25 protein-coding genes and 1 tRNA gene are annotated in these 23,303 nt (G+C 73.7%); 12 read left to right on the forward strand and 14 right to left on the reverse strand.

Features of this window, described 5'->3' with window-relative positions; all coding sequences use genetic code 11:
* Positions 1-166: 166 nt before the first annotated feature.
* Positions 167-2,866: a penicillin acylase family protein gene (locus ABKW28_RS05355; RefSeq protein WP_348607011.1), complete on the reverse strand. Its 2,700-nt coding sequence runs from the start codon at positions 2,864-2,866 to the stop codon at positions 167-169.
* A gap of 120 nt (positions 2,867-2,986) precedes the next feature.
* Here ABKW28_RS05355 and ABKW28_RS05360 point away from each other — a divergent pair, with 120 nt between their 5' ends.
* The 3 genes from ABKW28_RS05360 to ABKW28_RS05370 all read left to right on the forward strand — a co-directional run bounded on the left by ABKW28_RS05360 (position 2,987) and on the right by ABKW28_RS05370 (position 4,464).
* Positions 2,987-3,325, forward strand: coding sequence for an FmdB family zinc ribbon protein (locus ABKW28_RS05360; RefSeq protein ID WP_348607014.1), 339 nt, complete (start codon positions 2,987-2,989; stop codon positions 3,323-3,325).
* A gap of 65 nt (positions 3,326-3,390) precedes the next feature.
* Positions 3,391-4,056 carry an SAF domain-containing protein gene (locus tag ABKW28_RS05365; RefSeq protein ID WP_348607017.1) on the forward strand — a complete coding sequence of 222 codons (666 nt, stop codon included), beginning with the start codon at positions 3,391-3,393 and terminating at the stop codon, positions 4,054-4,056.
* Between the two features lie 48 nt (positions 4,057-4,104).
* On the forward strand, positions 4,105-4,464 hold the full coding sequence (locus ABKW28_RS05370; RefSeq protein WP_193668603.1) for an MscL family protein: 360 nt from the start codon (positions 4,105-4,107) through the stop codon (positions 4,462-4,464).
* 11 nt (positions 4,465-4,475) lie between these two features.
* Here ABKW28_RS05370 and ABKW28_RS05375 read toward each other — a convergent pair whose 3' ends face one another.
* From ABKW28_RS05375 to ABKW28_RS05385, 3 genes are all read right to left on the reverse strand, one after another.
* Complete coding sequence (locus ABKW28_RS05375; RefSeq protein WP_193668604.1) at positions 4,476-4,646, reverse strand: hypothetical protein; 171 nt, start codon at positions 4,644-4,646, stop codon at positions 4,476-4,478.
* Complete coding sequence (locus tag ABKW28_RS05380; RefSeq protein WP_348607020.1) at positions 4,643-5,872, reverse strand: LCP family protein; 1,230 nt, start codon at positions 5,870-5,872, stop codon at positions 4,643-4,645. The genes ABKW28_RS05375 and ABKW28_RS05380 overlap by 4 nt, the downstream gene beginning before the upstream one ends.
* A 71-nt stretch (positions 5,873-5,943) precedes the next feature.
* The gene (locus tag ABKW28_RS05385; protein ID WP_348607023.1) at positions 5,944-6,915 is read right to left on the reverse strand and encodes a hypothetical protein; all 972 of its coding nucleotides are present in this window, start codon (positions 6,913-6,915) and stop codon (positions 5,944-5,946) included.
* Positions 6,916-7,012: 97 nt separating this feature from the next.
* On the opposite strand from ABKW28_RS05385, the gene ABKW28_RS05390 reads away from it, so the two are divergent.
* A tRNA-Arg gene (locus ABKW28_RS05390) sits at positions 7,013-7,085 on the forward strand.
* Between the two features lie 24 nt (positions 7,086-7,109).
* Here ABKW28_RS05390 and ABKW28_RS05395 read toward each other — a convergent pair.
* Genes ABKW28_RS05395 through ABKW28_RS05405 form a run of 3 tightly spaced genes read right to left on the reverse strand, consistent with a single transcriptional unit; the run spans position 7,110 to position 10,404 of the window.
* Positions 7,110-8,051 (reverse strand): hypothetical protein, encoded by a 942-nt coding sequence (locus ABKW28_RS05395; protein WP_348607026.1) that lies wholly within the window; start codon positions 8,049-8,051, stop codon positions 7,110-7,112.
* Positions 8,048-9,133, reverse strand: a complete 1,086-nt coding sequence (locus tag ABKW28_RS05400; RefSeq protein WP_348607029.1) for a hypothetical protein — start codon at positions 9,131-9,133, stop codon at positions 8,048-8,050. Before ABKW28_RS05400 ends, ABKW28_RS05395 begins: the two co-directional genes overlap by 4 nt.
* 59 nt (positions 9,134-9,192) lie before the next feature.
* Entirely contained in the window at positions 9,193-10,404 is a 1,212-nt protein-coding gene (locus ABKW28_RS05405) for a saccharopine dehydrogenase NADP-binding domain-containing protein (RefSeq protein ID WP_348607032.1), read from the reverse strand.
* 72 nt (positions 10,405-10,476) lie between these two features.
* Here ABKW28_RS05405 and ABKW28_RS05410 point away from each other — a divergent pair, with 72 nt between their 5' ends.
* Together ABKW28_RS05410 and ABKW28_RS05415 are read left to right on the forward strand one after the other, a co-directional pair.
* Entirely contained in the window at positions 10,477-10,746 is a 270-nt protein-coding gene (locus ABKW28_RS05410) for a DUF2277 domain-containing protein (protein ID WP_193668607.1), read from the forward strand.
* On the forward strand, positions 10,743-11,558 hold the full coding sequence (locus tag ABKW28_RS05415; RefSeq protein ID WP_348607035.1) for a Sir2 family NAD-dependent protein deacetylase: 816 nt from the start codon (positions 10,743-10,745) through the stop codon (positions 11,556-11,558). The genes ABKW28_RS05410 and ABKW28_RS05415 overlap by 4 nt, the downstream gene beginning before the upstream one ends.
* Here ABKW28_RS05415 and ABKW28_RS05420 read toward each other — a convergent pair.
* A complete protein-coding gene (locus ABKW28_RS05420) occupies positions 11,555-12,241 on the reverse strand; it encodes a metal-dependent transcriptional regulator (RefSeq protein ID WP_193668609.1) in 687 nt (228 codons plus the stop codon). The two genes, ABKW28_RS05415 and ABKW28_RS05420, sit on opposite strands and share 4 nt — an antisense overlap.
* A 95-nt stretch (positions 12,242-12,336) precedes the next feature.
* Here ABKW28_RS05420 and ABKW28_RS05425 point away from each other — a divergent pair, with 95 nt between their 5' ends.
* The 3 genes from ABKW28_RS05425 to ABKW28_RS05435 are packed head-to-tail and all read left to right on the forward strand — an operon-like array spanning position 12,337 to position 16,081.
* Positions 12,337-13,689: a deoxyribodipyrimidine photo-lyase gene (locus ABKW28_RS05425; RefSeq protein WP_348607038.1), complete on the forward strand. Its 1,353-nt coding sequence runs from the start codon at positions 12,337-12,339 to the stop codon at positions 13,687-13,689.
* On the forward strand, positions 13,686-14,408 hold the full coding sequence (locus ABKW28_RS05430; protein WP_193668610.1) for a hypothetical protein: 723 nt from the start codon (positions 13,686-13,688) through the stop codon (positions 14,406-14,408). The genes ABKW28_RS05425 and ABKW28_RS05430 overlap by 4 nt, the downstream gene beginning before the upstream one ends.
* Before the next feature lie 38 nt (positions 14,409-14,446).
* A complete protein-coding gene (locus ABKW28_RS05435) occupies positions 14,447-16,081 on the forward strand; it encodes a glycoside hydrolase family 13 protein (RefSeq protein WP_348607041.1) in 1,635 nt (544 codons plus the stop codon).
* Positions 16,082-16,099: 18 nt separating this feature from the next.
* On the opposite strand, the gene ABKW28_RS05440 is transcribed toward ABKW28_RS05435, so the two are convergent.
* Together ABKW28_RS05440 and ABKW28_RS05445 are read right to left on the reverse strand one after the other, a co-directional pair.
* The gene (locus ABKW28_RS05440; protein WP_227491592.1) at positions 16,100-16,519 is read right to left on the reverse strand and encodes a MarR family transcriptional regulator; all 420 of its coding nucleotides are present in this window, start codon (positions 16,517-16,519) and stop codon (positions 16,100-16,102) included.
* 23 nt (positions 16,520-16,542) lie between these two features.
* Positions 16,543-18,210 carry an MDR family MFS transporter gene (locus tag ABKW28_RS05445; RefSeq protein ID WP_348607044.1) on the reverse strand — a complete coding sequence of 556 codons (1,668 nt, stop codon included), beginning with the start codon at positions 18,208-18,210 and terminating at the stop codon, positions 16,543-16,545.
* Between the two features lie 357 nt (positions 18,211-18,567).
* Here ABKW28_RS05445 and ABKW28_RS05450 point away from each other — a divergent pair, with 357 nt between their 5' ends.
* Positions 18,568-18,762, forward strand: coding sequence for a GNAT family N-acetyltransferase (locus ABKW28_RS05450; protein WP_348607047.1), 195 nt, complete (start codon positions 18,568-18,570; stop codon positions 18,760-18,762).
* On the opposite strand, the gene ABKW28_RS05455 is transcribed toward ABKW28_RS05450, so the two are convergent.
* Entirely contained in the window at positions 18,763-19,335 is a 573-nt protein-coding gene (locus tag ABKW28_RS05455; protein WP_348607050.1) for an HNH endonuclease signature motif containing protein, read from the reverse strand. It lies immediately after the preceding gene.
* An 88-nt stretch (positions 19,336-19,423) separates the two neighbouring features.
* Between ABKW28_RS05455 and ABKW28_RS05460 the strand changes: the two genes are divergently transcribed.
* Entirely contained in the window at positions 19,424-20,110 is a 687-nt protein-coding gene (locus tag ABKW28_RS05460; protein ID WP_348607053.1) for a hypothetical protein, read from the forward strand.
* 170 nt (positions 20,111-20,280) lie between these two features.
* Here ABKW28_RS05460 and ABKW28_RS05465 read toward each other — a convergent pair whose 3' ends face one another.
* From ABKW28_RS05465 to pdxH, 3 genes are all read right to left on the reverse strand, one after another.
* Complete coding sequence (locus ABKW28_RS05465; RefSeq protein WP_348607058.1) at positions 20,281-20,862, reverse strand: GNAT family N-acetyltransferase; 582 nt, start codon at positions 20,860-20,862, stop codon at positions 20,281-20,283.
* A 1-nt stretch (position 20,863) separates the two neighbouring features.
* Positions 20,864-21,133, reverse strand: coding sequence for a hypothetical protein (locus ABKW28_RS05470; RefSeq protein WP_348607060.1), 270 nt, complete (start codon positions 21,131-21,133; stop codon positions 20,864-20,866).
* A gap of 224 nt (positions 21,134-21,357) precedes the next feature.
* Complete coding sequence (gene pdxH, locus ABKW28_RS05475) at positions 21,358-22,032, reverse strand: pyridoxamine 5'-phosphate oxidase (RefSeq protein ID WP_348607065.1); 675 nt, start codon at positions 22,030-22,032, stop codon at positions 21,358-21,360.
* Positions 22,033-22,157: 125 nt separating this feature from the next.
* On the opposite strand from pdxH, the gene ABKW28_RS05480 reads away from it, so the two are divergent.
* The gene (locus ABKW28_RS05480) at positions 22,158-23,261 is read left to right on the forward strand and encodes a citrate synthase 2 (RefSeq protein ID WP_348607068.1); all 1,104 of its coding nucleotides are present in this window, start codon (positions 22,158-22,160) and stop codon (positions 23,259-23,261) included.
* The last annotated feature ends 42 nt before the right edge of the window (positions 23,262-23,303 follow it).

The raw sequence follows: 23,303 nt of genomic DNA on the forward strand, positions 1-23,303 counted from the left end.
TCTGTGACCACTCCACACGCCGCAAGCACCCGTTGGTCGAGCAGCGAGGGCCGAAGGCTCGAGCGACGCCGAGACCCCGCAAGCCCCCGGCGTACGGCGACCACGACGGTCACCGGGTCTCGGCGACGCTCCTCGCTGGCGCTCGTCGCTGCTCGACCGACGGGGGTCAGTCGGGGGGCTGCAGGACCAGCCGGTCCTCGGTGGCCGCCTCGACGGCGTCGTCGCTGAAGCGCCAGGGCAGCGTCTCGCCGGCGGCCCACAGGTCGGTCTGGTCGGTGTAGTGGGAGCTGGCGGGGTGCCCGGAGACGCCGGTGAGGTTGATCCAGCGCGAGGCGTCCCAGTCGCCGGGGCTGGTGACCAGGCGCATCGAGGGGGCCGCGGTGACGGCGTAGCCCTCGGCGGCGTCCCACGAGGTGGCGTCGACGATCGCGGAACCGCCGCCCACGCCCCAGTCGTCGCGGTTGAGCAGCGCCTCGACCGGGCCGATGCCCGACTCCCCCAGCGTGGCCGAGCGCAGGTCCAGGCGGTGCAGGTGGCCCCAGGTCCAGCTCTCGGCGTCGCGGGCCTGCCGGCGCACCAGCTCGTCGCGGGCCTCGGTCATGGCCCGGGCGAGGGTGTCGTCGCGGGTCTCGACCTCCTCGGTCACCACGTCGTCCCACCAGGGGTCGTCGGGCTCGTCGAGCAGGTCGGTGACCACGGCCATCCAGCGCTGCCCGCCGTCGGCGGCCAGGTCGGCGGGCAGCTCGTCGTCGAAGACGAGGTCGAGCAGGTTGGCCCACACCACGTTGTAGTACGCCGCCGCGGCGGAGTGCTCGCCCTCGGCGGGCTGGCTGAAGTCCCAGTCGCCGAGCAGCTCCTGCCCGTCGTCGGCGTACCCGCCGTCCAGCGGCACGTCGAGCAGGTGCGGCACGAGCACCGGGGCCATCGGGTTGCGCGTGTCGAGCTGCACCTCGAGCATGTCGTCGGCGTCGACCGGGCCGGCCGCGAGGCGCTCGGTCAGCAGGTCGCGGATGCGCTCTGAGCGCGCTCCGCGGTCCCAGTCGTCGGTGAGGAAGTAGGGGTAGCCCGGCCCCACGACCGCCTGGTTGGCGGTGACCACGAACCCCTCGTCGGGGTCGAGCACGCTGGGCAGCGCGTCGTACGGCACGACGCTGCCGGTCCAGTCGTTCTCGGGCAGCCAGCCGGCCGAGGGCACCGTGCCGTCGTTGCCCGACTTGCGGATCGGGATGCGCCCGGGCGCCTGGTAGCCGATGTGGCCCTCGGTGTCGGCGTAGACGAGGTTCTGGGCGGGCGCCTCGAAGTCGGCGGCCGCGGCACGGAAGGAGTCCCAGTCGGTGGCCAGGTTGAGCGCCAGGATCGCGTCGGCGGTGGTGCCTGGCTGCAGCGCGGTCCACTGCAGTGCCACGGCGGCCTCGCCGCCCTCGGGCACGATCGTGCCGAGCCTGCCGGAGGCGACGTCGGCGACCTCGGCCAGCTGCTCGGCGACGTCGGAGACCAGCGGGCCGTGGCTGCCGGTGCGCACCGTGATGCGCACGTCCTCGCCGCCCTGCACGCGGATCACCTCCTCGCGGATCCGCAGCGGGCGCAGCTCGCCGTCACGGAGCACGTCCTCGCCGCTGACCCGCTCGACGAAGAGGTCGGCGACGTCGGGGCCCAGGTTGGTGAAGCCCCAGGCGACGTCGGCGTTGTGGCCGATGATGACGCCGGGCACGCCGGAGAAGGTGAAGCCGCTGACGTCGAGCGGGCACTGCGGCCCGACGTCGCGGCAGTGCAGCCCCATCTGGGTCCACACCCCCGGCAGGCTGGTGCCCAGGTGCGGGTCGTTGGCCAGGAGCGGGTCGCCCGACTCGGTCAGCTCGCCGGAGACGACCCACGAGTTCGAGCCGATGCCCTCGCCGCGGCCCAGCCAGGCCGGCATCCGCTCCAGCCCGTCGCGCAGGTCGCGCAGGGCAGCGCGCTGGTCGGCCTCGAAGCCCGGACGCAGCGGCAGCCGGGTCTGGCCGCGCTCGGCGTCCTGCTCGTAGACCTGGTCGACCACGGCGCCCTGGGTGACGATCGGGGTCACCTCGTCGTAGGGGTAGGCGGGGAAGAGCCCCGCCGCCCGCTCGGTGCCCACGGCGTCGGCGCTGAGCACCCGGTCGATCTCGTCGCCCATGTTGCCGCGCAGGTCCCAGGCCATCGCCTTGAGCCAGGCCAGGGAGTCCACGGGCGTCCAGTCCTCGGGCTGGTAGTCCAGGCCGCCCAGGCGCAGCACCGTGTACTCGACGGAGATGCTGGAGGTGCCACGGTCGTCGAGGTAGGCGTTGACGCCGTCGGCGTAGGCCTCGAGGAAGGCGCGGGTGTCGGGGGTCAGCAGCGCGACCTCCTTCTCGGCCACGCGGCGCCAGCCCATCGTGCGCACGTAGGCGTCGCTCTCGACCGCCTCCTCGCCGAAGAGCTCGGCCAGCCGGCCGGCCGTCGCGTGGCGGCGCACGTCCATCTCGAAGAAGCGGTCCTGGGCGTGCACGTAGCCCTGCCCGCGGGCCAGGTCGCCCATCGTGTCGGCGTAGACCTGCGCGATGCCGTGCTCGTCGCGCAGCACCTCCACCTCGCCGTCGAGCCCCGCGATCTCGACGCTGCCGGCGGTCTGGGGCAGCGGACGGCGTACCAGCACGGTCGTGGTGGCCGTCGCCAGCACCAGCAGCAGCACCAGCCCGAGGGCGACGTACGCCGTCAGGCGCATCGGCAGCGGGAGCGAGCGGAACCCGCGCCAGGTGCCGACCACGAACGCCGCCACCGCCCCGGCCGGGCCGCCGGGCGCCGCGGGGCTGGGGCCGGTGGCCGGGTCGGGCTGCTGGGCGCTGGCGCTCGAGGTGGTGTCGGTCATGGTGGCGGCCATTCTGCCCTGACGTAGGATTAGCAGTCGGCGCAGCCGAGTGCCAGCGCCGCGTCACGATCGACCGTCACAGTTCCACGCGCCCACGGGCGCCACCCCTGCGGAGACACGATGCCGACCTACCAGTACGCCTGCACCGAGTGCGGCCACGCCTTCGAGCAGTTCCAGAGCTTCTCCGACGACGCGCTGACCACGTGTCCCGAGTGCGAGGGCCGGCTGCGCAAGCTCTTCAACGCCGTCGGCGTCGTCTTCAAGGGCTCCGGCTTCTACCGCACCGACAGCCGCAGCGAGTCGGGCTCCGGCAGCAACGGCTCGAGCGGCTCGTCGGCCCCGTCGACGTCCCCGAGCAAGGAGTCGACCTCGAGCAGCGGCTCGTCCGGCTCGACCTCGTCGGGGTCGGCGGGGTCGTCGAGCAGCACCTCGAGCAGCACCCCCGCCGCCTCCTCCTGAGCCGCGCCTGTCGGGGCTGTGGAGGAGCAGAGCGGCAGCGGCCCCGCACGGCCTAGCGTCGCCGGGTGCTCTCCGCCGACCCGCGCCACCCCGACCCGCCGCTGACCCGCCTGCGTCGCGCCGCCCTCAGCGTACGCCGCTCGCTGCTGGCCCGGCGCCGCCCACTCGCCGCCCTGCTCGGCGCGGTCGCGGTGCTGGCCGGGCTGCAGGCGGCCACCCAGCCTCCCCCGCCCGGCGTGGCGGTGCGGGTCGCCGCCCACGACCTGCCCGGCGGCGCGGTCATCGCGGCCGACGACCTGACGACGGTCGACTTCGCGCTCGACAGCGTGCCCTCCGACCTCGTGGCGGAGCCCGTCGGGGAGGTGCTGGCCTCGCCGCTGACCCGGGGCGAGCCGGTGAGCCGCGCGCGGCTGGTCGGGCCCGGGTTGGGCGAGCACGCCGGCGCGGGCGTGGTCGCGCTGCCGGTGCGCCTGCCCGACCCCGAGGCGGCCGCACTGCTGGCGGTGGGCGACCGCATCGACCTGGTGGCCACCGACCCCGCCGAGGGCGGCTCGGGCGTGGTCGCGCCCGGGGTCACGGTGCTCGCGCTGCCGGAGCCGTCGGTGACCGCGGGCAGCCCCGCGACCGGGCTCGGCGGGCGGGTGGTGGTGCTCGGCGTCGACCCGGCGGGCGTCCCCACGATCAGCGAGGCCGCGGCGAGGTCCTTCCTGTCCTACGCCTGGTCGCACTAGGGTCGAGGTGGCCCAGACGGGCTGCACGCACACAGAAAGGCTTCGTCAATGGGTGGGTTCAAGAGCTTCGTCCTGCGCGGCAACCTGGTCGACCTCGCGGTCGCCGTCATCATCGCCACATCGTTCGGTCTCGTGGTCACCACGTTCACCAACTGGCTCACCGCACAGCTCCCCGACAGCGCCAGCGACATCTTCACCAACGACGAGAACTCGTTCGGCGCCTTCATGAACGCGGTGATCTCGTTCCTGATGCTGGCCGCGATCGTCTACTTCCTCGTCGTGCTGCCCTACACCAAGGCCAAGGAGAAGTACTTCCCCAGCCCCGCGCCGGGCACGCCGGAGGACACCGTGCTGCTGCGCGAGATCCGCGACGCGCTCCTCGCCGGTCGGGACACCCCGACCGCCTGAGGCTCGCGCCGCTAGTCGCCGTGGTGCGGCGGCACCTGGGCCCGCAGCCAGGCGTCGCCGTCCCGGCGCTCGCGCTCGTCGTCGGAGCGCTCGTCGCTGGTCGTCTCGGGCAGCGCGTCGCCGAAGACCTCGGCCAGCCGCTTGCGGCGCTCCCAGGCGCTCTCGCGCTCCGGCGCGCTCACGTGCACAGCCCCGCGGCCTCGAGCGCCTCGTCGCTCGCCAGCCCGTTCCCGCCGCCGTTCCCGCCGCCGGAGCCACCCGAGTCGCCCGAGTCGCCCGAGGAGGAGCCGGGCACCTTGCCGGCACTGATGACGTCGCTGCGCAGCTTCTTGGTCAGCGGCTCGTCCTCGGCCAGGGCGTTCCAGACCCCGGCGGCGTCCTCGGTCCACACCAGCTTGTTGGGGTCCTGGGGGTCGACGGTGTTGGGGATGGTCATGAACTGGACCTTGTCGGCCCCGATGCCGCGGAACTCGTAGCCGAGCCGGGCGATCCTCACCAGGTTGCCGAGCCCCTCGTCGAGGGTCAGCGACTCGGTGGCGGCCTCGAGGAAGGCCAGCAGCCGGTCGGGACGGGCCAGGGTGTCGGAGGAGAGCACGGTGCTGGCCATCGAGGCGATGAACGCCTGCTGGCGCTTCATCCGGCCGATGTCGGAGCCGCCCGAGAGCGCGTAGCGCTCGCGCACGTAGTTCAGCGCCTGGATGCCCTCGAGCTTGCGGGTGCCGGCCTCGAGGTAGATGCCGTGCGCACGGTCGTCGATGGTCTCGGGGATGCACACCTCGACGCCGCCGACGGCGTCGACCATCCCCTGGAAGCCCTCGAAGTCGACGACGACGAAGTGGTCGAGGCGGATGCCGCTGAGCTCCTCGAACTGCTGGATGGTGCAGGCGGGCCCGGCGAGCTGGAAGGCCTCGTTCCACATCGTGTAGGACTCGGCCGGGATCTCGGTGCCGTCCTCGGTGCGGCAGGTGGGCCGGTCGACCATCGAGTCGCGCGGGATGCTGACGCCGTACGCGCGCTCCCGGTCGGCCGAGAGGTGCAGCAGCAGCGTGGTGTCGGAGCGCTCGCCCCCGCCGGTGAGCCCGTCGATGTTGTTGCCCTCGCCGTCGCGGCTGTCGGAACCCATCACGAGCACGTTGAGCGGCTCCTGCGGCCCGGCGACCTCGACCTTGTCGGGGCGCTCGCCGACCAGCTGGTCCTCGATGTCGAGGACGGTGAGGTTGTCGCTGTAGTGCCGGTAGAGGTAGGTCACCGAGAGCCCGGAGACCATGCCCAGGACGACCAGGGTGGCGACCAGCACCCGGCCCACGGTGTGCGAGCGGCGTGGCTTGGCCCGCCGGCGACCGGCGCGGGCACCGGCGGCGACGGGGGTCGCCACCTCGGCGTGCGGCGTCGGGTCGGGGTCGGTCACGCCTCGATTGTGCGGCGCGCCCCATCGCTGGTCCAACTCCGCTCAGCGACCTCTCAGGCTCGCGCGAGACGTCAGCGGTAGAGGCGCACCGTGGCCTGCAGCGGCCGGTGGTCGGAGCGGAAGCCGCCGAGGCTGCGGTGGGCGGCCAGCTGGGCCCGACCCTCGTCGACGGTGCGCTGGGCCAGGAACACGTAGTCGACCCACCGGCCGGCCAGGGTGGGCTTCACACCGGCCAGGCCGAGCGCCTCGTACGAGGACACCGCGCGGCCCTCGAACTCGCGGGTGATCCCGCCCCGGGGCCGGGCGTCCCGGTCGTCGGCGTGGTCGAAGTTGTAGTCGCCGGTGCCGACCACCACGTCGCCGGACCAGGTGTCCCACCGCTCGGCCAGCCAGGCGAGGTGGGTCTTGGCGTAGCGGGCGTTGATGTTGCGGCGGAAGCGCTGGCCGGTCTCGATGAAGTGGTTGACGTGGGTGTTGACCACGCGCACGGTGAGACCGCTCTCGCGGTGGCGCAGCAGCACCGTGGTCACCCAGCGCGCCGCGAAGGGTCGCTGGGTGGCGCGCGGACCGGCCCCCGGGTGCATCGGCCAGGCGTCGCGCGAGACGAGCGCGAACCGGTCGCTGCGCCACGAGATCGCGTCGCCCTGGCTGCCCTTGGCCTGGTCGAAGTACGCCGTGCGCCACCCCTGGGCGCGGTAGCGCGGGTGCAGCGCCACGAAGTGCTCGGTGTGCGCCTCCTGCCAGGCCACGACGTCGACGCCGCCCCGGGCGAAGATGCGGCTCATGTCGTGCTCGGTGTCAGCCCGGTCGAGGTCGTGGAAGACGTTCTGCGAGACGACCCGGATGGTCGCGGCGAGCTCGTGCCCCTCCAGCCGCGCCACCCGCTGGCGCCCCTCGGGCTCCGGCTCCGCCTTGCCCGCCGGCACCAGTCCCGCCACGGACACGCCGACGACCGCACCCACCAGCACCACCGCAGCGACCACGGCAGCCAGCACGGCCCACGGCCGCCCCGAGGCCGCTGGGGCTCCTTCTCGCTCGCTCACCTGACCATCATCGCCCATCTCTTTACCTGCGGCACGGCCGCCCGGTGCCCGCCCTGCTTTCGTGCCAGGCACGCGGTGCTGCCAAAATAGCGGCGCAGCCCCAGTAGCTCAGCGGATAGAGCAGCCGCCTCCTAAGCGAAAGGTCGCAGGTTCGACTCCTGCCTGGGGCACCCACTTCTTCGTGACGCGTGGCCTCACAGGTCGAGGTGCAGCTGCGCGTCGGGCTCCTCGGCGCGGGCCGCCAGCGCCTCCCCGGGCACGCTGACCCCCGGACCGTCGGGCAGGGGGCCCTCCAGCAGCCCGTGGCGAACGGCGGCGGCGTGCAGGTCGGCGCGGAAGGCGTCGAGGTCGGCCAGGGCGTAGAGCCCGTCGATGCGGTGCTGCTCGAGCAGGGCGTGCATCCGCCGGAAGTCGCCCTGGCGGCTGAGCCAGCCGATCCCGTCGACGACGGCCAGCACGTACTGGTGGGCGAAGGAGACGCTCGCCATGTCCATCACCTCGGTCACGGCCGCGGTGAGCTTGGAGCCGGTGGAGTCGAAGCCCTTGCAGGCCACCGCGATCAGCGCGCCGTCGAAGCCCGGCACCGCCAGGTCGGCCGGCCCCGTCTCGCCGTTGCGGCCCACGAAGCGCCCGCGCATCTCGTAGGGCAGGCCCAGGTCGCGCACCACCTGCTCGACGGCGTCCTCGATCATCTTCCCCGCGACCCCGGCCCTGCTGGCGGTCTGACGGCTGGTGCCGCGCGCGGCCAGCACGTCGCCGAAGGTGTAGGTGCGGTGCCGCTGGGCCTCGAGGGCCTCCAGCAGGCCGAGCTCCTCGTCGAGCCACACCACGACCCCGCGGGCGTCGGCGGCGACCGCCTTGACCCACGAGGTGGTGCCGAACGCGACCCGCAGCAGGTTCTTCAGCTTCTCCTGCGACAGCCCCACGGCCAGGCCCAGGGCGTAGACGTCGGCCGGGCGGGCGCGCACCCAGCGGGTCAGCGACTCGACCGAGACCTCGTCGAGCTCGCTCAGGCTCGCGCCGGCGGCCACGATCGCGTCGGCCTGCTCGGAGGCCTCGTCGACCGCGACGTGGGTGGTCAGGCGCCGCAGCCGGGTCAGGTAGGCCTGCATCGCCTCCGTGTCGGCGGCGCTCATCGGGCGAGGAAGAGGTACTCGTCGACCGAGCGGCGTACGGCGGAGCGGTGGGTGCCGTAGTGGTAGGTGTGGGGCACCCGGCGCACCTCCACCTCGTCCTTGACCTCGCGCAGCAGCCGCACCAGCGTCTCGAGGTCGGGCAGCGCGTTGGAGGAGTAGGAGAGCACCAGCGGCGAGTCGTGGAACTGCTTGAACACCTCGCGGAAGGCCTCCTCGATGGTGCGCCGCGAGGAGTACTTGGTGACCCGCTTGGGCAGCTTGCGGCTCTTGGTGTCCCACATGATCGTGTCGCCCACCCAGTAGCGCGAGAGCCCCTCGAGGAAGTGGAAGCGCTTGGTGTAGTCGTTGTCGTCGGCCGGCGGCGCGTACGGGGGGTCGAGGTAGACCAGGTCGTGGCGGCGCTGCGGCAGCTCGCCGACCTCCAGCGAGGAGACCGTGCACTCGCGCGGCCCGGCGAAGACGGCCGCGTTGTAGTCGGCGACCCGCTCGACGAAGTGCTCGCGCAGGCTCAGCCGCAGGTCGCGGCGCCCGTCGTCGTAGCGGCTCAGGTCACCGGTGAGCGTGAAGACCCCGCGGGGCTGCTTGCGCGCCGCGGCCAGGCACAGCGCGGCGATCGCCACCGCGCGGCCCCCGCCGCTCATCGTGTCGATGTGGCTCCACGCCGAGTCGAGGAAGGCCAGGTCGTCGGGGGTGAAGTAGACGCCGGTGAAGGTGCGGCGCACGAAGTCGCGCTCGTCGGCGGCCGGGCCCAGGATGCGCTCGACGTCGTCGCCCGAGAGCACCGTGTCGTGGTTGACCACACCGGCGCTGGCCACCACGCCGGGGAAGCCCAGGTAGTCGTTGCTGTGCACCGACCAGCCCTGGTGCTTGAGCAGGTAGGACACCACGCCCGAGCCGCTGAAGGCGTCGAGCGCCGAGCCGGGCCCCGCCGCGGGCGCGACGTCGGCGAAGGCCTGGGCCAGGTGCGGCAGCAGCTTGTGCTTCGAGCCCATCCAGCGCACCCGCGGGAAGATCGCCGCCCGGGCCGCCGCGTCGGAGGCCGCCGGCGTGGTGAGCGGGGCGGTGGGCAGGCGGGGAGGCACGAGGACCATCTTGCCGCAGCGCACCGACAGTCCCCGCCAGCCGCGCCCCGCGCGGCCGCTCAGCCCTCGCGCTGGCCCTCGACCGTCTCGAAGCGGATGCCGGCGGCCATCAGCCGGGCGGTGAGGTTCTCCCCCATCGCCTGGGCCGTGGTCACGCAGCCGGCGGTGGTCGGGTTGTCGTCGTGGAGCAGGCACAGCGCCGACTCCGCGAGCATCTTGGAGGTCTCGCCGTAGCCGGGGTCGCCGCCGGAGACGCGCGTGTGGATGGTGCGACCGTCGCCCTCGCCGACGAAGTCGACGGTGAACCAGCTCTTCTCCCGGCGCGCCGCCGAGGGGCCCTCGCCCTGCTTGATGCGGCTCTTGAGCAGGTTGCGCACGGGCGGCACCTGCGCGGCCACACCGATCCCGACCAGGCCGGCCATCCCGCCCACCGCGTAGCGCAGCGTCCTGGTGCCGATGTAGTGGGAGTAGCGGAAGTCGGGGCCGTAGGAGTCGAGTGCTGCGCCGCTGCGCGCGACCACCATCGGGTCGAGGGTGGGCAGCGGCAGCAGGTAGTAGCCCAGCTCGCCGTCGCGGTGCGGCTTGCCGGCGACCGGGCGGCTGCGCCGGCCCTCGGGGCGCTTCTCGACCTCGCGGCGCTGCTTGGCGGCCTCACGGGTCTGCTTCATCCGCGAGGTCGCCCCCATCGCGGAGTGGAAGGTGCCGCCGGAGAAGGTGCCCGAGGCGCGCACCACGCCACGCACCGTGACCGGGCCGGTGGCCTGCAGCTGCTGGACGGTGTACCAGGCCCCCAGGTCGTGGGGGATCGAGTCGAAGCCGCAGGCGTGCACGATGCGCGCGCCGGTGCGCTCGGCGGCCTCGTGGTGGGCCAGGTACATCCGGTCGACGAACTCGGGCTCGCCGGTGAGGTCGACGTAGTCGGTGCCCGCGGCGGCGCAGGCGGCCACCAGCGGCTCGCCGTGCTCGAGGTAGGGCCCGACGGTGGTGATCACGACGCGGGTGCTGCCGGCCAGCGCGGCCAGCGACGCGGCGTCGCCGGAGTCGGCGGTCACCAGCGGCAGCTCGCCCAGCGCCGGGTCGATGGCGGCCAGGTCGGCGCGCACCCCCGCCAGCTTCTCCGGGTTGCGTCCGGCCAGCGCCCAGCGCAGGCCGGCGGGGGCGTTGCGCGCCAGGTACTCCGCGGTCAGCCGACCGGTGAAACCGGTGGCGCCGAGCAGCACCAGGTCGTGCTCGCGCTCGGAGCGGGAGGCGGGATCAGGGGTGGCAGCCATGTCCCCATCGAACCAGCACGGCCCTCCTCGCGGCAGCACCGGTCCACGTGGCGGCGACGTACTCTCGTGGGCATGTGCCGCAACATCCGCCAGCTCCACAACTTCGAGCCGCCGGCGAGCACCGACGAGGTCGAGGCCGCGGCGCTGCAGTACGTGCGCAAGGTCAGCGGGTCCACCAAACCGTCCCAGGCCAACCAGGCCGCCTTCGACCGGGCCGTGGCCGAGGTCGCCGAGGCCACCCGGCACCTGCTCGACGCCCTGGTCACCACCGCACCGCCCAAGGACCGCGAGGTCGAGGCCGCCAAGGCACGGGCCCGGGCCGCGGAGCGGTACGCCCGGTGAACGACGCGCTCGGGCTGCTGGCCGGCCGGCCGCTGGTGGTGCTCACCGGCGCCGGGCTGTCGACCGACTCGGGCATCCCCGACTACCGCGGCCCGGGCGCCCCGCGGCGCACCCCGATGACCTACCAGGAGTTCGTCTCCGGGCCCGGCCCGCGGCGTCGCTACTGGGCCCGCAGCCACCTGGGCTGGGGCCGGATGCGCCACGCCGAGCCCAACCCCGGCCACCTCGCGGTCGCCCGGCTGGGCGCCGACCTGGTGATCACCCAGAACGTCGACGGCCTCCACGAGCGCGTCGGCACCCTGGGCCTGGTCGCCCTGCACGGCCGGATCGCCGACGTGGTGTGCCTCTCGTGCCGCGCCACCAGCTCACGCGCCGACCTGCACCAGCGCCTGACCGCACTCAACCCCGGCTTCGCCGAGCAGCACGCCGACGTGGCCAGCAACCCCGACGGCGACGTGGCCCTCGAGGAGACCGACGGCTTCGTCGTGCCCGACTGCGAGTGCGGTGGGCTGCTCAAGCCCGACGTGGTCTTCTTCGGCGAGAACGTGCCGCCGGCGCGGGTGGCGCGCTGCTACGAGGCCGTCGAGGCGCTCGGGCCGAGCGGCGGCGCGCTCCTGGTCGCCGGCTCCAGCCTGACGGTGATGAGCGGGCTGCGCTTCGTCAAGCGGGCCGCCAAGGCCGGCACCCCCGTGGTCGTCCTCAACCGGGGCGCGACCAGGGGCGACGACCTGGCCACCCGCACGGTGCACGCCGGCTGCAGCGAGTTCCTCACCGCCCTGGCCGACCTGCGTGCCGAGGCGGTCCCGGCCTAGAGCCTGCGCACGAAGATGTGGTCGGCGGCCTCGGGCACGATCTCGGCGCTCTCGCCGGCCGCGCCGACCAGCACCCCGGCCTCGGTGGCCACGATCGTCACGGTCTTGTCGGGCAGCGCGCCGACGCGGCGCAGCGCGCTCATCAGCTGCTCGTCCTTCTGCATCTCCTCCGAGATGCGGCGCACCAGCACCCGGCCCTCCTCGGGGCTGGCGGCGCTGGTCAGCGACTCGACGCCGCTCATGAAGGTCTCAGCGGTGCTGGTCTGGCCGAGCTCGTCGAGGCCCGGGATCGGGTTGCCGTACGGCGACTCGGTGGGGTGGTCGAGCAACTCGAGCAGGCGGCGCTCGACGGTCTCGGACATCACGTGCTCCCAGCGGCACGCCTCCTCGTGCACCAGCTCCCACTCCAGGCCGATGACGTCGATCAGCAGGCGCTCGGCCAGGCGGTGCTTGCGCATCACCCGGGTCGCCAGCCGCAGCCCGTCCTCGGTCAGCTCGAGGTGGCGGTCGCCCTCGACGGTGAGCAGCCCGTCGCGCTCCATGCGCGCCACCGTCTGCGACACCGTCGGCCCGCTCTGGTGCAGCCGCTCGGCGATCCGGGCGCGCAGGGGCACGATCCCCTCCTCCACGAGCTCGTAGATCGTGCGGAGGTACATCTCGGTGGTGTCGATCAGGTCGCTCACCCGACCATTGTCCACCACGGGGTCCACACCCCCGCCCCGCGGGCCGCGACCGCTCGGGTGTGCTGGCCCCACCGCCGCGCTGGCAGGCTCGTGGCGTGGTCAGCGTGATGTGGTTCCGCCGCGACCTGCGGCTCTCCGACAACCCAGCGCTCGTCGAGGCAGGCGCCGACGGGGAGGTGCTGCCGCTCTTCGTGCTCGACCCCCGCCTGTGGGGTCCGGCCGGTCCGAGCCGGCAGGCCTACCTGGCGGGCTCGCTGCGCTCGCTCGACGCCACGCTGCGCCAGCGACGGGGCACGCTGTCGGTGGTGCGCGGCGACCCGGTGCGCCGCGTGGTGCTGGCCGCCCGGGCGGTCGGCGCCGAGCGGGTGCACGTCAGCGCCGACTTCGGCCCCTACGGGCGCGAGCGCGACGAGGCCGTCGAGCAGGCCCTCGCCGAGGCCGGCATCGAGCTGGTGCGCACCGGGTCGCCGTACGCCGTCGACCCCGGGCGGGTGCGCAACGGCTCGGGCGAGCCCTACAAGGTCTTCACCCCGTTCTCGCGGGCCTGGAACGACGTGGGCTGGGACGCGCCCGCCGACGCCCCGACCGGGGTCTCGTGGCTGCGGCTGGACGAGGGCACCACGGAGATCCCGGAGCCGCGCGTCCCCGCGGGCCTCGACCTGCCCGAGCCCGGGGAGGCCTCGGCCCAGCGGCAGTGGGCGGAGTTCCTCGACCGCGTCGACGACTACGACACCGACCGCGACCGGCCCGACCGCGACGGCACCAGCCGGATGTCGGTGCACCTGAAGTACGGCGAGGTGCACCCGCGCACGCTGCTGGCCGACCTGGGCGCGAAGCGGAGCAGGGGCGCGCAGACCTACCGCACCGAGCTGGCGTGGCGCGAGTTCTACGCCGACGTGCTCTACCGGCGACCCGACTCGGCCCGCGACTACTACAAGCCCGAGTTCTCGCGCATGGACTACGACCGCCCCGGCGACCAGCTCACCGCCTGGCAGGAGGGGCGCACCGGCTTCCCGGTCGTCGACGCCGGCATGCGCCAGCTGCGCGCGACCGGCTGGATGCACAACCGGCTGCGGATGATCGTGGCCAGCTTCCTGGTCAAGGACCTGCACGTGGAGTGGCAGCACGGCGCCCGGCACTTCCTGCACTGGCTCGTCGACGGCGACCTGGCCAGCAACAACCACGGCTGGCAGTGGACGGCCGGCAGCGGCACCGACGCCTCGCCGTTCTTCCGGGTCTTCAACCCCACCACGCAGGGCCGGCGCTTCGACCCCGACGGCGCCTACGTGCGCCGCTGGGTCAGCGAGCTCGCCGACCCCGACCAGGTGCCCGACCCGCACGAGCCAGACGCCGACACCCGCGACCTGGTCGGCTACCCGGCGCCGATGCTCGACCACAAGGAGGAGCGCCAGGAGGCCCTCGACAGGTACGAGAGGATCAAGGGATGAACCCCTCCTCCTCGACCCTCGAGGCCCTCGTGGTCCCCGCCCGCTTCAACGGCCCCGCCGGCTCCGGCAACGGCGGCTGGTCGGCGGGTGCCCTGGCGGCGTACGTCGACGCCGACGGCGGGGCGGTCGAGGTGACGCTGCGCCAGCCGCCGCCGCTCGACACCCCCATGGAGGTCGTCGAGGACGACGGCGTCGTGACCGCGCTGCACGAGGGCGCGCCGGCCCTGGTGGCCCGCCGGGCCACGCTCGCGCCCGAGGGTGTGGCCGCGGTGTCGACGGCGCTCGCCCGCGAGGCCGCGACCCGCTACCCGGGGCTCGAGCAGCACCCCTTCCCGACCTGCTTCAGCTGCGGCACCGCCCGCGAGCCGGGCGACGGCCTGCGGATCTTCCCGGGGCGCGTCGACGACCTCGACGGGCGCCCGCGGGTGGCCGCGCCCTGGGTGGCCGGGGAGGCCGACCTGCGCGTGGTCTGGGCGGCGCTCGACTGCGCCGGCGCCTGGGCGGCCGACATGGAGGACCGGATGATGGTGCTGGGCCGGATGACCGCCGAGGTGCTGCGCACCCCGGTGGCCGGCGAGGAGCACGTGGTGGTCGGCCTGGCGCGCGGCAGCGAGGGCCGCAAGCACCGCACCGCGACGACCGTCGTGGACCCGCGCGGAGCGGTGGTCGGGCGCGCCGAGCAGGTGTGGATCGAGGTCTCCCCCGACGCGTTCGCCTGAGCGTGCCCGGGCCGGGAGCGTGTGGAACACTGGAGGACATGGCTTTGAACGATCCAAACCAGGGCGCCGGCGCCGAGTGGTGGCGCCACGCCGTCATCTACCAGGTCTACCCGCGCTCCTTCGCCGACGCCGACGGTGACGGCGTGGGCGACCTGCCCGGCATCACCGCCCGGCTGCCCTACCTGCGCGACCTGGGCGTCGACGCGGTGTGGATCTCGCCGTTCTACCGCTCCCCGCAGAAGGACCACGGGTACGACGTCAGCGACTACTGCGACATCGACCCGCTCTTCGGCACCCTCGAGGACGCCGACACGCTCGTGGCGACCGCCCACGAGCTGGGCCTCAAGATCATCGCCGACCTGGTGCCCAACCACTCCTCCGACCAGCACGTGTGGTTCCAGGCCGCGCTGGCCGCCGAGCCCGGCAGCCCCGAGCGCGCGCGCTACCTCTTCCGCGACGGCCGCGGCCCGCAGGGCCAGGAGCCGCCCAACAACTGGCAGTCGGTCTTCGGCGGCGCCGCGTGGACCCGGGTGGCCGAGCACCCGGACGGGCGCGACGACGACCCGCAGTGGTATCTGCACCTCTTCGACTCCACCCAGCCCGACTTCGACTGGCGCAACCCCGAGGTCGGCGACATGTTCGTCGACGTGCTGCGCTTCTGGCTCGACCGCGGGGTCGACGGCTTCCGCGTCGACGTGGCGCACGGCCTGCTCAAGGAGGAGTCGCTGCGCGACCAGGTGGTCGCCGAGGGCGAGCAGCCCGACAGCGCGGCGCCGATCAACGAGGAGCGCTCGATGGTCGAGCGCACCCTGCGCGACGAGCCGATGTGGGACCAGCCCGAGGTGCACGACGTCTACCGGCGCTGGCACGACGTGCTCGCCGAGTACGACGGCGACCGGATGCTGGTGGCCGAGGCCTGGACCCAGACCCCCGAGTCGATGGCGCAGTTCGTGCGCGACGACGAGATGAGCCAGGCCTTCAACTTCTCCTGGCTGCTGGCCCCGTGGTCGGCCGAGGCGTTCGAGGGGGTCATCACCGGCACCTTCACCGCGCTCGCCGACGTGCAGGCCAGCCCGACGTGGGTGCTGAGCAACCACGACGTCGTACGCCACGTGACCCGCTACGGCGGGGGCGCGCAGGGCCTGGCCCGGGCGCGCGCCGCCACGCTGACGATGCTGGCGCTGCCCGGCTCGTCGTACGTCTACCAGGGCGAGGAGCTGGGGCTCGAGCAGGTCGACGTGGCCCCCGAGCACCGCCAGGACCCGTCCTACCTGCGCACCGGCGAGGTCGGCCGCGACGGCTGCCGGGTGCCGATGCCGTGGTCGGGCGAGAAGCCGCCGTTCGGCTTCGGGCCCGGCGAGGGCCAGCCGTGGATTCCCCAGCCCGAGGGCTGGGCCGACGTGACCGTCGACGCCCAGCGGGTCGACCCCGACTCGACGCTGGCGTTCTACCAGCGCGCGCTCGCGGCGCGCCGGGCGCTGAGCAGCGCCGCCGGCGAGGTCGAGATGCTCGACCTGGGCCGCGACGTGCTGGCCTTCCGGCGCGGGCCGGTGACCGTGGTGCTCAACTGCGGCTCCACCCCGGTCAGCCGCCCCCAGGGCGAGGTCGTGGCCAGCAGCGGGCCGGTCTCCGACCTGCTGCCCGGCGACACCGCGGTCTGGGTGCGCTCCTGACGCTGCCCGGCGGGGCCCTCAGCTGCGGTTGAGGGCCTCGTTGTAGCGGCCCAGCACGCGGGCGAAGTCCTCGAGCTCCTCGGCGTCCCAGTCGTCGAGCCGCTCGTCGAGCCAGCGCCGCCGGTGCTCGGCGACCGCGGTCAGCCGCTCGACGGCCGACGCGGTGGCCGAGATGAGCGAGGCGCGGCCGTCGTCGGGATCCTGGGTGCGCTCGACGAGGCCGAGGTCGACGAGGTGGGCGACCTGGCGGCTGATGGCGCCCTTGTCGATGTTGAACATCTCGGCCGCGACCGAGGCCCGCATCGGGCCGTGCTGGCCCAGGTAGGCCAGCATCAGGTACGACGCCGGCTGCAGATCGGGGTGCACGGCGTGGGCACGCTCCCCGATCACCCGCTTCACGCGGCGGATCATCACGCCCACCTCTTGCTCCAGGCGCATGAGGGACTCTGCTCGTGAGGCGGTCATCGTGGCGGCAGCGTAGCCGCCGCCCGGGTGTCGACGCCCTCGGCGTCCTCGACCAGGTCGGCGGTGGCCTCGGGCGCGGAGTCGGCGGGCGCGACCGGGACCATGTCGTGGGTGGTGCGCAGCGGCACCTCGCGGATGGCCACGACGCAGACCAGGGCCAGCAGCGCCAGCGGGGTGGCGACCAGGAAGATGTGGCCGAAGGACTCGCCGAAGGCCTGCTCGAAGACCGCGCGCACGGGGGCCGGCAGGGTGGCGAGGTCGGGGATCTCGTGGCTGCTGTGCCCGGTCTCCTCGATGCCGAGGTCGCTCAGCCCGGCGGTGACCTTGGTGGCGACCTGGGTGCTCAGCAGCGCACCGAGCACGGAGACGCCCACCGAGCCGCCCAGGGAGCGGAAGAACGCGACGACCGAGCTGGCCGCGCCGAGCTGGCTCAGCGGCACGCTGTTCTGCACCGCCAGCACCAGGTTCTGCATGGTGGCGCCCAGGCCGACGCCCAGGACCGCCATGAAGAGGCCGACCACGCGCAGGTCGGTGGTCTCGTCGATGGTGCCGAGCAGGGCCAGGCCGGCCACGGTCAGGGCCATGCCCGAGACCAGCCAGCGCTTCCACCGCCCGGTGGTGGTGATCCGCCTGCCCGAGACGATGCTCGAGACCAGCAGCCCACCGACCATGCAGATCGACATCAGGCCCGCGTGGGTCGGGCTCATGCCGCGGGCGGTCTGGAAGTACTGCGACAGGTAGACGGTGGAGCCGAACATGGCCACGCCGATCAGCACCGAGGCCGTGGTGGCCAGGGCGATGGTGCGGTCGCGGAAGAGGCCCAGCGGCACCACCGGCTCGACGGCCACGCGGGCCTCGACGTACACCGCGGCGGCCACGACCACGAGGCCGGCGACGACGAGCAGTGCCGAGACGGGCGAGACCCAGTCGAACTGGTTGCCGGCCAGGCTGACCCACACCAGCAGCAGGCTGACGCCGGCGACGATGAGCGTGGCGCCGGTGTAGTCGATGTGCACCTCGCGCTTGACGACCGGCAGGCGCAGGGTCTTCTGCAGCAGCACGAAGGCCACCACGGCGAAGGGCAGGCCGACGAAGAAGGTGCCCCGCCAGCCGAGCGGGGAGTCGACGATCAGGCCGCCGATGAGCGGGCCCGAGACCGTGGCGAGGGCGAAGGTGGCGCCGATGTAGCCGGAGTAGCGCCCGCGCTCGCGCGGCGTGATCATGCTGGCGATCACGACCTGCACCAGGGCGGTCAGCCCGCCGACACCGAGGCCCTGCACGACGCGCGCGCCGATGAGCACCTCCATGCTGGGCGCGAGCGCCGCGATGAGCGAGCCGATCGCGAAGATCACCAGCGCCAGCTGCACGAGCATCTTCTTGCTGAAGAGGTCGGAGAGCTTGCCCCACACCGGCGTGGTGGCAGTCATGGCCAACAGGGTGGCCACCACGACCCAGGTGTAGCCGGTCTGGGTGCCGTCGAGGTCGGCCACGATGCGCGGCAGCGCGTTGGTGACCACGGTGCTCGAGAGCATGGCCACGAACATCGCCAGCAGCAGTCCGCTCAGCGCCTCGAGCACCTGGCGGTGCGTCATGGCCACCTCGGACTCCGCCGGGGCGGCTGCGGTGTCGCCGGGGCTGCCGGTCGGGTGGGGGGCCTGGGTCACGGACTCTCGATTCACGCTGGGACTAACGGTTGACTTGCGCAACCTTATTCCCGGAGCCCTCCCCGAGCAACCCGCGAACGGGTCCGGACATGCAGCGACCCGCAGGCGTGACCCTCGAGACGAGGGCCGTGCCCGGCGGACGGAGCCGGGCCACCTGCGGGTCGGGCAGCTGCTTGGGATTCGCCAGCAGCGTCAGGGGCACTCCTGCCCCGTCGTCCTGCTGGGGCTGCTAGCGGGCAGCCACCTCACGCGTCCTGGAAGAACTCATTCTCCGGACCACCTCCTTTCCCGTGTGCGAAAAACCGTACGCCGGGCCTCGGGGCGGGACAAGAGGTTTTCTCACCACGTGCGGGCGCCGTGACCGGCTGGTCGCGGGCGGGGCAGCCGCCTGCGCGAGGACGAGTCATCGGCGACGGCGGCTGGTACTTCCACATCGCCGACATGGCGACCCTCCCCGAGCACCAGGGCCGGGGACTGGGGCACCGCCTCTACGAATCGATGGGCTTCGAGAAGACGGCACCCGAGTCGCTGGGCATGCGCCGAGCACCCTGATCAGGCGGCGGGGTCGAGGACGAGCTGGATGTCGGGTCGGTAGATCTCGAAGGTGCTGGTGGGTCGTCGCGGTGGCGGCGGCGGGGCCCCTGCTTGTTGGCCGAGGGGTCGGGTGCCGGTGTGGTCGACGAGGTAGGTGGCGCCGTGGGGGTCCCGCCACAGGTGGATGCCGGGGAAGGGTTGTCGGACCTGCCACTGCCCGTGGGTCTTGAGGCGGTGGTGGCTGGTGGTCAGCGGACCGTAGTTCCCGATCTTGCTGGGACCGCCCCGGCCGTGGGGGTCGGTGTGGTCGACCTGCAGGTGCTCGCTGGTGCAGGAGCCGTAGGGGAAGGTGTCGGCCGGGGAGAGCAGGCGCACGGCTCGGCGGTGGCGGGCGGGGATCTCGTAGGCGTCGACGGGGGCCTGGTGGGCCAGGTCGAGGACGGGGCGGATGGTGAAGCGGGCGTGGGGGCCGAGGGTGTCGCGGACCCAGGCGCGGGTGACGGGGCCGTGGCCCTCGAGGCGAGCGACCGGCTCGAGGGGGTGGCCGTGCTCGTCGAGCTCGACCTGGTCGCGGCCGTCGAGGTGGACCACCAGGTCGACCCGCGGCCCCGTGTCCGCAGCGCCGGGCTCGGTGGTGCCGGTGGTGAGCTGGAGGGCGGCCAGGACGCGGCGGTCGTCGATGGTGACGCTGCGTTCGTCGGTGCGGGCCGTCGTCCTCGCGCAGGGCGCCGGGCTCGTCGGGCAGTGCCGCCTGGAGCGTCGTGGCGTGCGCGGTGACGGCGCGGTCGATGCGGGTGATGGTGGCGACGTCGGCGCGGATGAGGAAGGAGGCCACGCCGTGCTCGGGTCGCCCGATGATCTTGGCGAAGCGGGCCTTCTTGGCGCGCTCTTCCTTCTCGCGGGCGATCGCGGGGGCGGCGGAGGCGACCTTGCCGGCCACGAGCGCCTCGAAGCGGGTCCAGGGGATGCGCCCGTCGGCCGACTCGGCGACCTCGGCGTCGACGTGGGCGGCCTCGGCGCGGGAGAGCTCGCGGGTCTTGGTGACCACGTGGCGGGCGTAGGAGGCCCGGACCTCGAGGGCCTGCACGCGCGCCCACAGCGCGGGGTGGCGGTGGTGGAGGTCCTGGGCGTCGCCGATCAGGCGGGCCGCGGCCCAGGTGGTGAGCCCGATGCGGGCGCCGAGCTCGGCGGCGGCGAACTCGGTGACCTCCGCGACCCCCTCGCCGCCGTAGCGGCGGGCCTGCTCGCGCCCGGGCCGGCGCCGCTGCTGGGGGTCGAGCCGCTCCGCGGAGTGCATCACCGCCCAGTGCTGGGCGAGGACCAGCAGCTCCACCTCGGCCTCGCGGACGGAGCGCGCGCAGGCTGAGGCCCGGTCGAGGACCTCGGCCTCGCTCAGGTCGTCCAGCGGCGTCTGCATACCCCCGACTTTACTCGAGCTGGTGTTCTAGTCAGGGGTGATCGGTCCTTGTGGATGGCCACCAGGAGCCACCGACGGCCCACTGCGGACCGACGACGGACGCCGGGACCTCCTCCCCCTCAACGCAGGTCGCGCCGCACCACGAGGCGCGGCATCCGGCTGGCCACGGCGGCCGTCGTGCCGACGACCTCGAAGCCCACCTTCTCGAACATCGCCCGGGTGCCGACGAAGGCCATCGTCAGGTCCATCTGCTCCCCCACCGGGTCGACCGGGTAGGCCTCGACGGCCGGCGCCCCCTCGGACGCCGCCCAGGCCACCGCGCCCTCGAGCAGCGGTGTCGTCACCCCCTGCCGGCGGTGACCACCTCGTACGACGACGCAGATGATGCTCCACACGGGCAGGTCGTCCACGGGCCTGATCAGCCTCGACGCGGCCAGCTTGGGGTTGTCGACGCGGGGACCGATGCTGCACCAACCCACGGGCTCGCCGTCGCGGTAGGTGACCACGCCCGGCGGGTGCTCGCGCTCGCACAGCGACCGCATCGCCCGCTCACGGCTGCCCCGGCCCAGCTCCTCGACCTGGAAGGAAGGGAGCCGGTGCGACAGGCACCAGCAGTGCGAGGCGCGCCGGTTCGGGTTGACGACGTCGGCGAAGTCCTCGAACCGGTCGGGGGTGACCGGGTGCGTCTCCCAGGTCACCACGTCACCGCGCTGGACGACCGCTCTCGTGCTGCCACCGGCGCATCCCCACCAGCACGCCCTCGGCGACGACGCCGACACCGGCCACGACGATCCCGAGGATCCAGAGCAGACCACCGACGAGCGCCTCCCCGCTGTCCTCCGGCCCGGCCCCGAACCACATCAACCGGCCGAGGCCGGTGACGAGCAGCCCGACCACCACCCAGACCCAGCCCCTGATGGGCTTGTCTCCGGAGCCTTCCGCGTCGCGCAACGACCCTCCGTCGCCGCACATGGGGCAGAGGGAGGCGGCGCCGGGCACCTCGTGACCATTCCGGCAGCGACGCAGATCCGAGACCATGGGCCCAGGGTGCCAGCCGGGTACGACCCCGGGCCAGCACCGCGGCGGGGGCTCGCTCCGGTCTGCTGCGGCTGCTCGGCGACCCGGTCGTGTGCCTGGGGACGCGCCATGCCGCGGCCAGGGGCCACGACCCAGACCACGACCCAGACCACGACCGGTCAGGGCGCCAGCCGCTCCACCGACCACCCGGCGTCCGAGCGGCGGTAGACCAGCCGGTCGTGCAGGCGGCTGGGCCGGCCCTGCCAGAACTCCACGGCCTCGGGCAGCACGACGTAGCCGCCCCAGCCGTCGGGCACCGGCACGGGGGCACCGGCGAAGCGCTGCTCGGCCGCGGCGTACGCCGCCTCGAGCTCCTCGCGGCCGGCGACCGGCGAGGACTGGGCCGAGGCCCAGGCACCGAGCTGCGAGCCGCGCGGGCGCTCGGCGAAGTAGGCGGCGACCAGCTCGCGCGAGAGCCGCTCGACGACGCCGTCGACGCGCACCTGCCGCTCGAGCGGGTGCCACGGGAAGAGCAGCGCGGCGCGGGGGTTGGCCTCGAGGTCGGCGCCCTTGCGCGAGCCGTGGTTGGTGTAGAAGACGAAGCCCTGCCGCCCGGCCCCGTCGTCGAGCCCCTTGAGCAGCACCGTGCGCGCGGAGGGCGCGCCGTCGGCGGAGGCGGTGGCCACCACGACCGCGTTGGGCTCGTGCAGCCCGCCCGCCCGCGCCTCGTCGAACCAGCGCCCGAACATGGTCCACGGGTCGGGGGCGAGCCCGGCCTCGGTGAGGCCGGCGGCGGCGTACTCCTGGCGCAGGGCGCGCAGCTGCGGGGACGTCACGTCGGTGGGCTCGGGCATGGTCCTCACGGTAGCCAGCGGGCGACCACCCCGCGGGGTCCTGGACCGCCGCGTGCCGCGCGGGCAGCATCACTGACACAATGCGACGGTTTGGACGCAGCCGCACACGACACAGGAGTCATGCGATGACCGAGGTACACCACGGGCTGGAGGGCGTCGTCGCCTTCGAGACGGAGATCGCCGAGCCCGACAAGGAGGGGTCCGCGCTCCGCTACCGCGGCGTCGACATCGAGGACATCGTCGGCCGGGTCCCCTTCGAGAACGTCTGGGGCCTGCTGATCGACGGTGCCTACACCCCGGGCCTGGCCCCGGCCGAGCCCTTCAACCTGCCGGTGCACACCGGTGACGTCCGCGTCGACGTGCAGGCCGCGGTCGCGATGCTCGCGCCGGCCTTCGGCTTCGGCCAGACCTACGACATCTCCGACGAGCAGGCCCGCGACGACATCGGGCGCCTGGCCGTCATGGTCCTGTCGTACGCCGCCCAGTCGGCGCGCGGTCTCAACAAGGCCGTCGTGCCCCAGAAGGAGGTCGACGAGGGCGCGACCCTCGCCGAGAAGTTCCTGATCCGCTGGAAGGGCGAGGCCGACCCCAAGCACGTCAAGGCCATCGACGCCTACTGGAGCAGCGCGGCCGAGCACGGCATGAACGCCTCCACCTTCACCGCCCGCGTCATCACCTCCACCGGTGCCGACGTGGCCGCCGCCTTCTCCGGCGCCATCGGCGCGATGTCGGGCCCGCTGCACGGCGGCGCCCCGAGCCGCGTGCTCGGGATGATCTCCGACGTCGAGGAGTCCGGCGACGCCGAGGCCTACGTCAAGGGCCTGCTCGACCGCGGCGAGCGGCTGATGGGCTTCGGCCACCGCGTCTACCGCGCCGAGGACCCCCGTGCCCGGGTGCTGCGCCGCACCGCCAAGGAGCTCGACGCGCCGCGCTACGCCGTCGCCGAGGCCCTCGAGCAGGCGGCCCTCAAGGAGCTGCGCGAGCGCCGCCCCGACCGCGTGCTCGAGACCAACGTGGAGTTCTGGGCCGCGATCGTCCTCGACTTCGCCGAGGTGCCGGCCAACATGTTCACCTCGATGTTCACCTGCGCGCGCACCGGCGGCTGGTCGGCGCACATCCTGGAGCAGAAGCGCACCGGTCGCCTGATCCGCCCCTCCGCGGTCTACACCGGCCCGGGCTCGCGTCCGGCCTCGGAGATCGAGGGCTGGCAGGAGGCCTGGGGCGCCTGAGCCCCCGCTCCGGCCGGCCCGCCCTCGCGGGCCGGCCCGGAG

It is taken from the genome of Nocardioides sp. 31GB23, assembly GCF_040012395.1.
In the GTDB taxonomy this organism is placed as follows: domain Bacteria; phylum Actinomycetota; class Actinomycetes; order Propionibacteriales; family Nocardioidaceae; genus Nocardioides; species Nocardioides salarius.

Coding starts and splice junctions, on each gene's coding strand:
- ABKW28_RS05460 (WP_348607053.1), top strand. CDS start 19,424: ATGGTGACGCTGCGTTCGTCGGTGCGGGCCGTCGTCCTCGCGCAGGGC.
- ABKW28_RS05440 (WP_227491592.1), bottom strand. CDS start 16,519: ATGCGCCTGGAGCAAGAGGTGGGCGTGATGATCCGCCGCGTGAAGCGG.
- ABKW28_RS05480 (WP_348607068.1), top strand. CDS start 22,158: ATGACCGAGGTACACCACGGGCTGGAGGGCGTCGTCGCCTTCGAGACG.
- ABKW28_RS05360 (WP_348607014.1), top strand. CDS start 2,987: ATGCCGACCTACCAGTACGCCTGCACCGAGTGCGGCCACGCCTTCGAG.
- ABKW28_RS05405 (WP_348607032.1), bottom strand. CDS start 10,404: ATGGCTGCCACCCCTGATCCCGCCTCCCGCTCCGAGCGCGAGCACGAC.
- ABKW28_RS05410 (WP_193668607.1), top strand. CDS start 10,477: ATGTGCCGCAACATCCGCCAGCTCCACAACTTCGAGCCGCCGGCGAGC.
- pdxH (WP_348607065.1), bottom strand. CDS start 22,032: ATGCCCGAGCCCACCGACGTGACGTCCCCGCAGCTGCGCGCCCTGCGC.
- ABKW28_RS05430 (WP_193668610.1), top strand. CDS start 13,686: ATGAACCCCTCCTCCTCGACCCTCGAGGCCCTCGTGGTCCCCGCCCGC.
- ABKW28_RS05395 (WP_348607026.1), bottom strand. CDS start 8,051: ATGAGCGCCGCCGACACGGAGGCGATGCAGGCCTACCTGACCCGGCTG.
- ABKW28_RS05470 (WP_348607060.1), bottom strand. CDS start 21,133: ATGTGCGGCGACGGAGGGTCGTTGCGCGACGCGGAAGGCTCCGGAGAC.
- ABKW28_RS05355 (WP_348607011.1), bottom strand. CDS start 2,866: ATGACCGACACCACCTCGAGCGCCAGCGCCCAGCAGCCCGACCCGGCC.
- ABKW28_RS05370 (WP_193668603.1), top strand. CDS start 4,105: ATGGGTGGGTTCAAGAGCTTCGTCCTGCGCGGCAACCTGGTCGACCTC.
- ABKW28_RS05435 (WP_348607041.1), top strand. CDS start 14,447: ATGGCTTTGAACGATCCAAACCAGGGCGCCGGCGCCGAGTGGTGGCGC.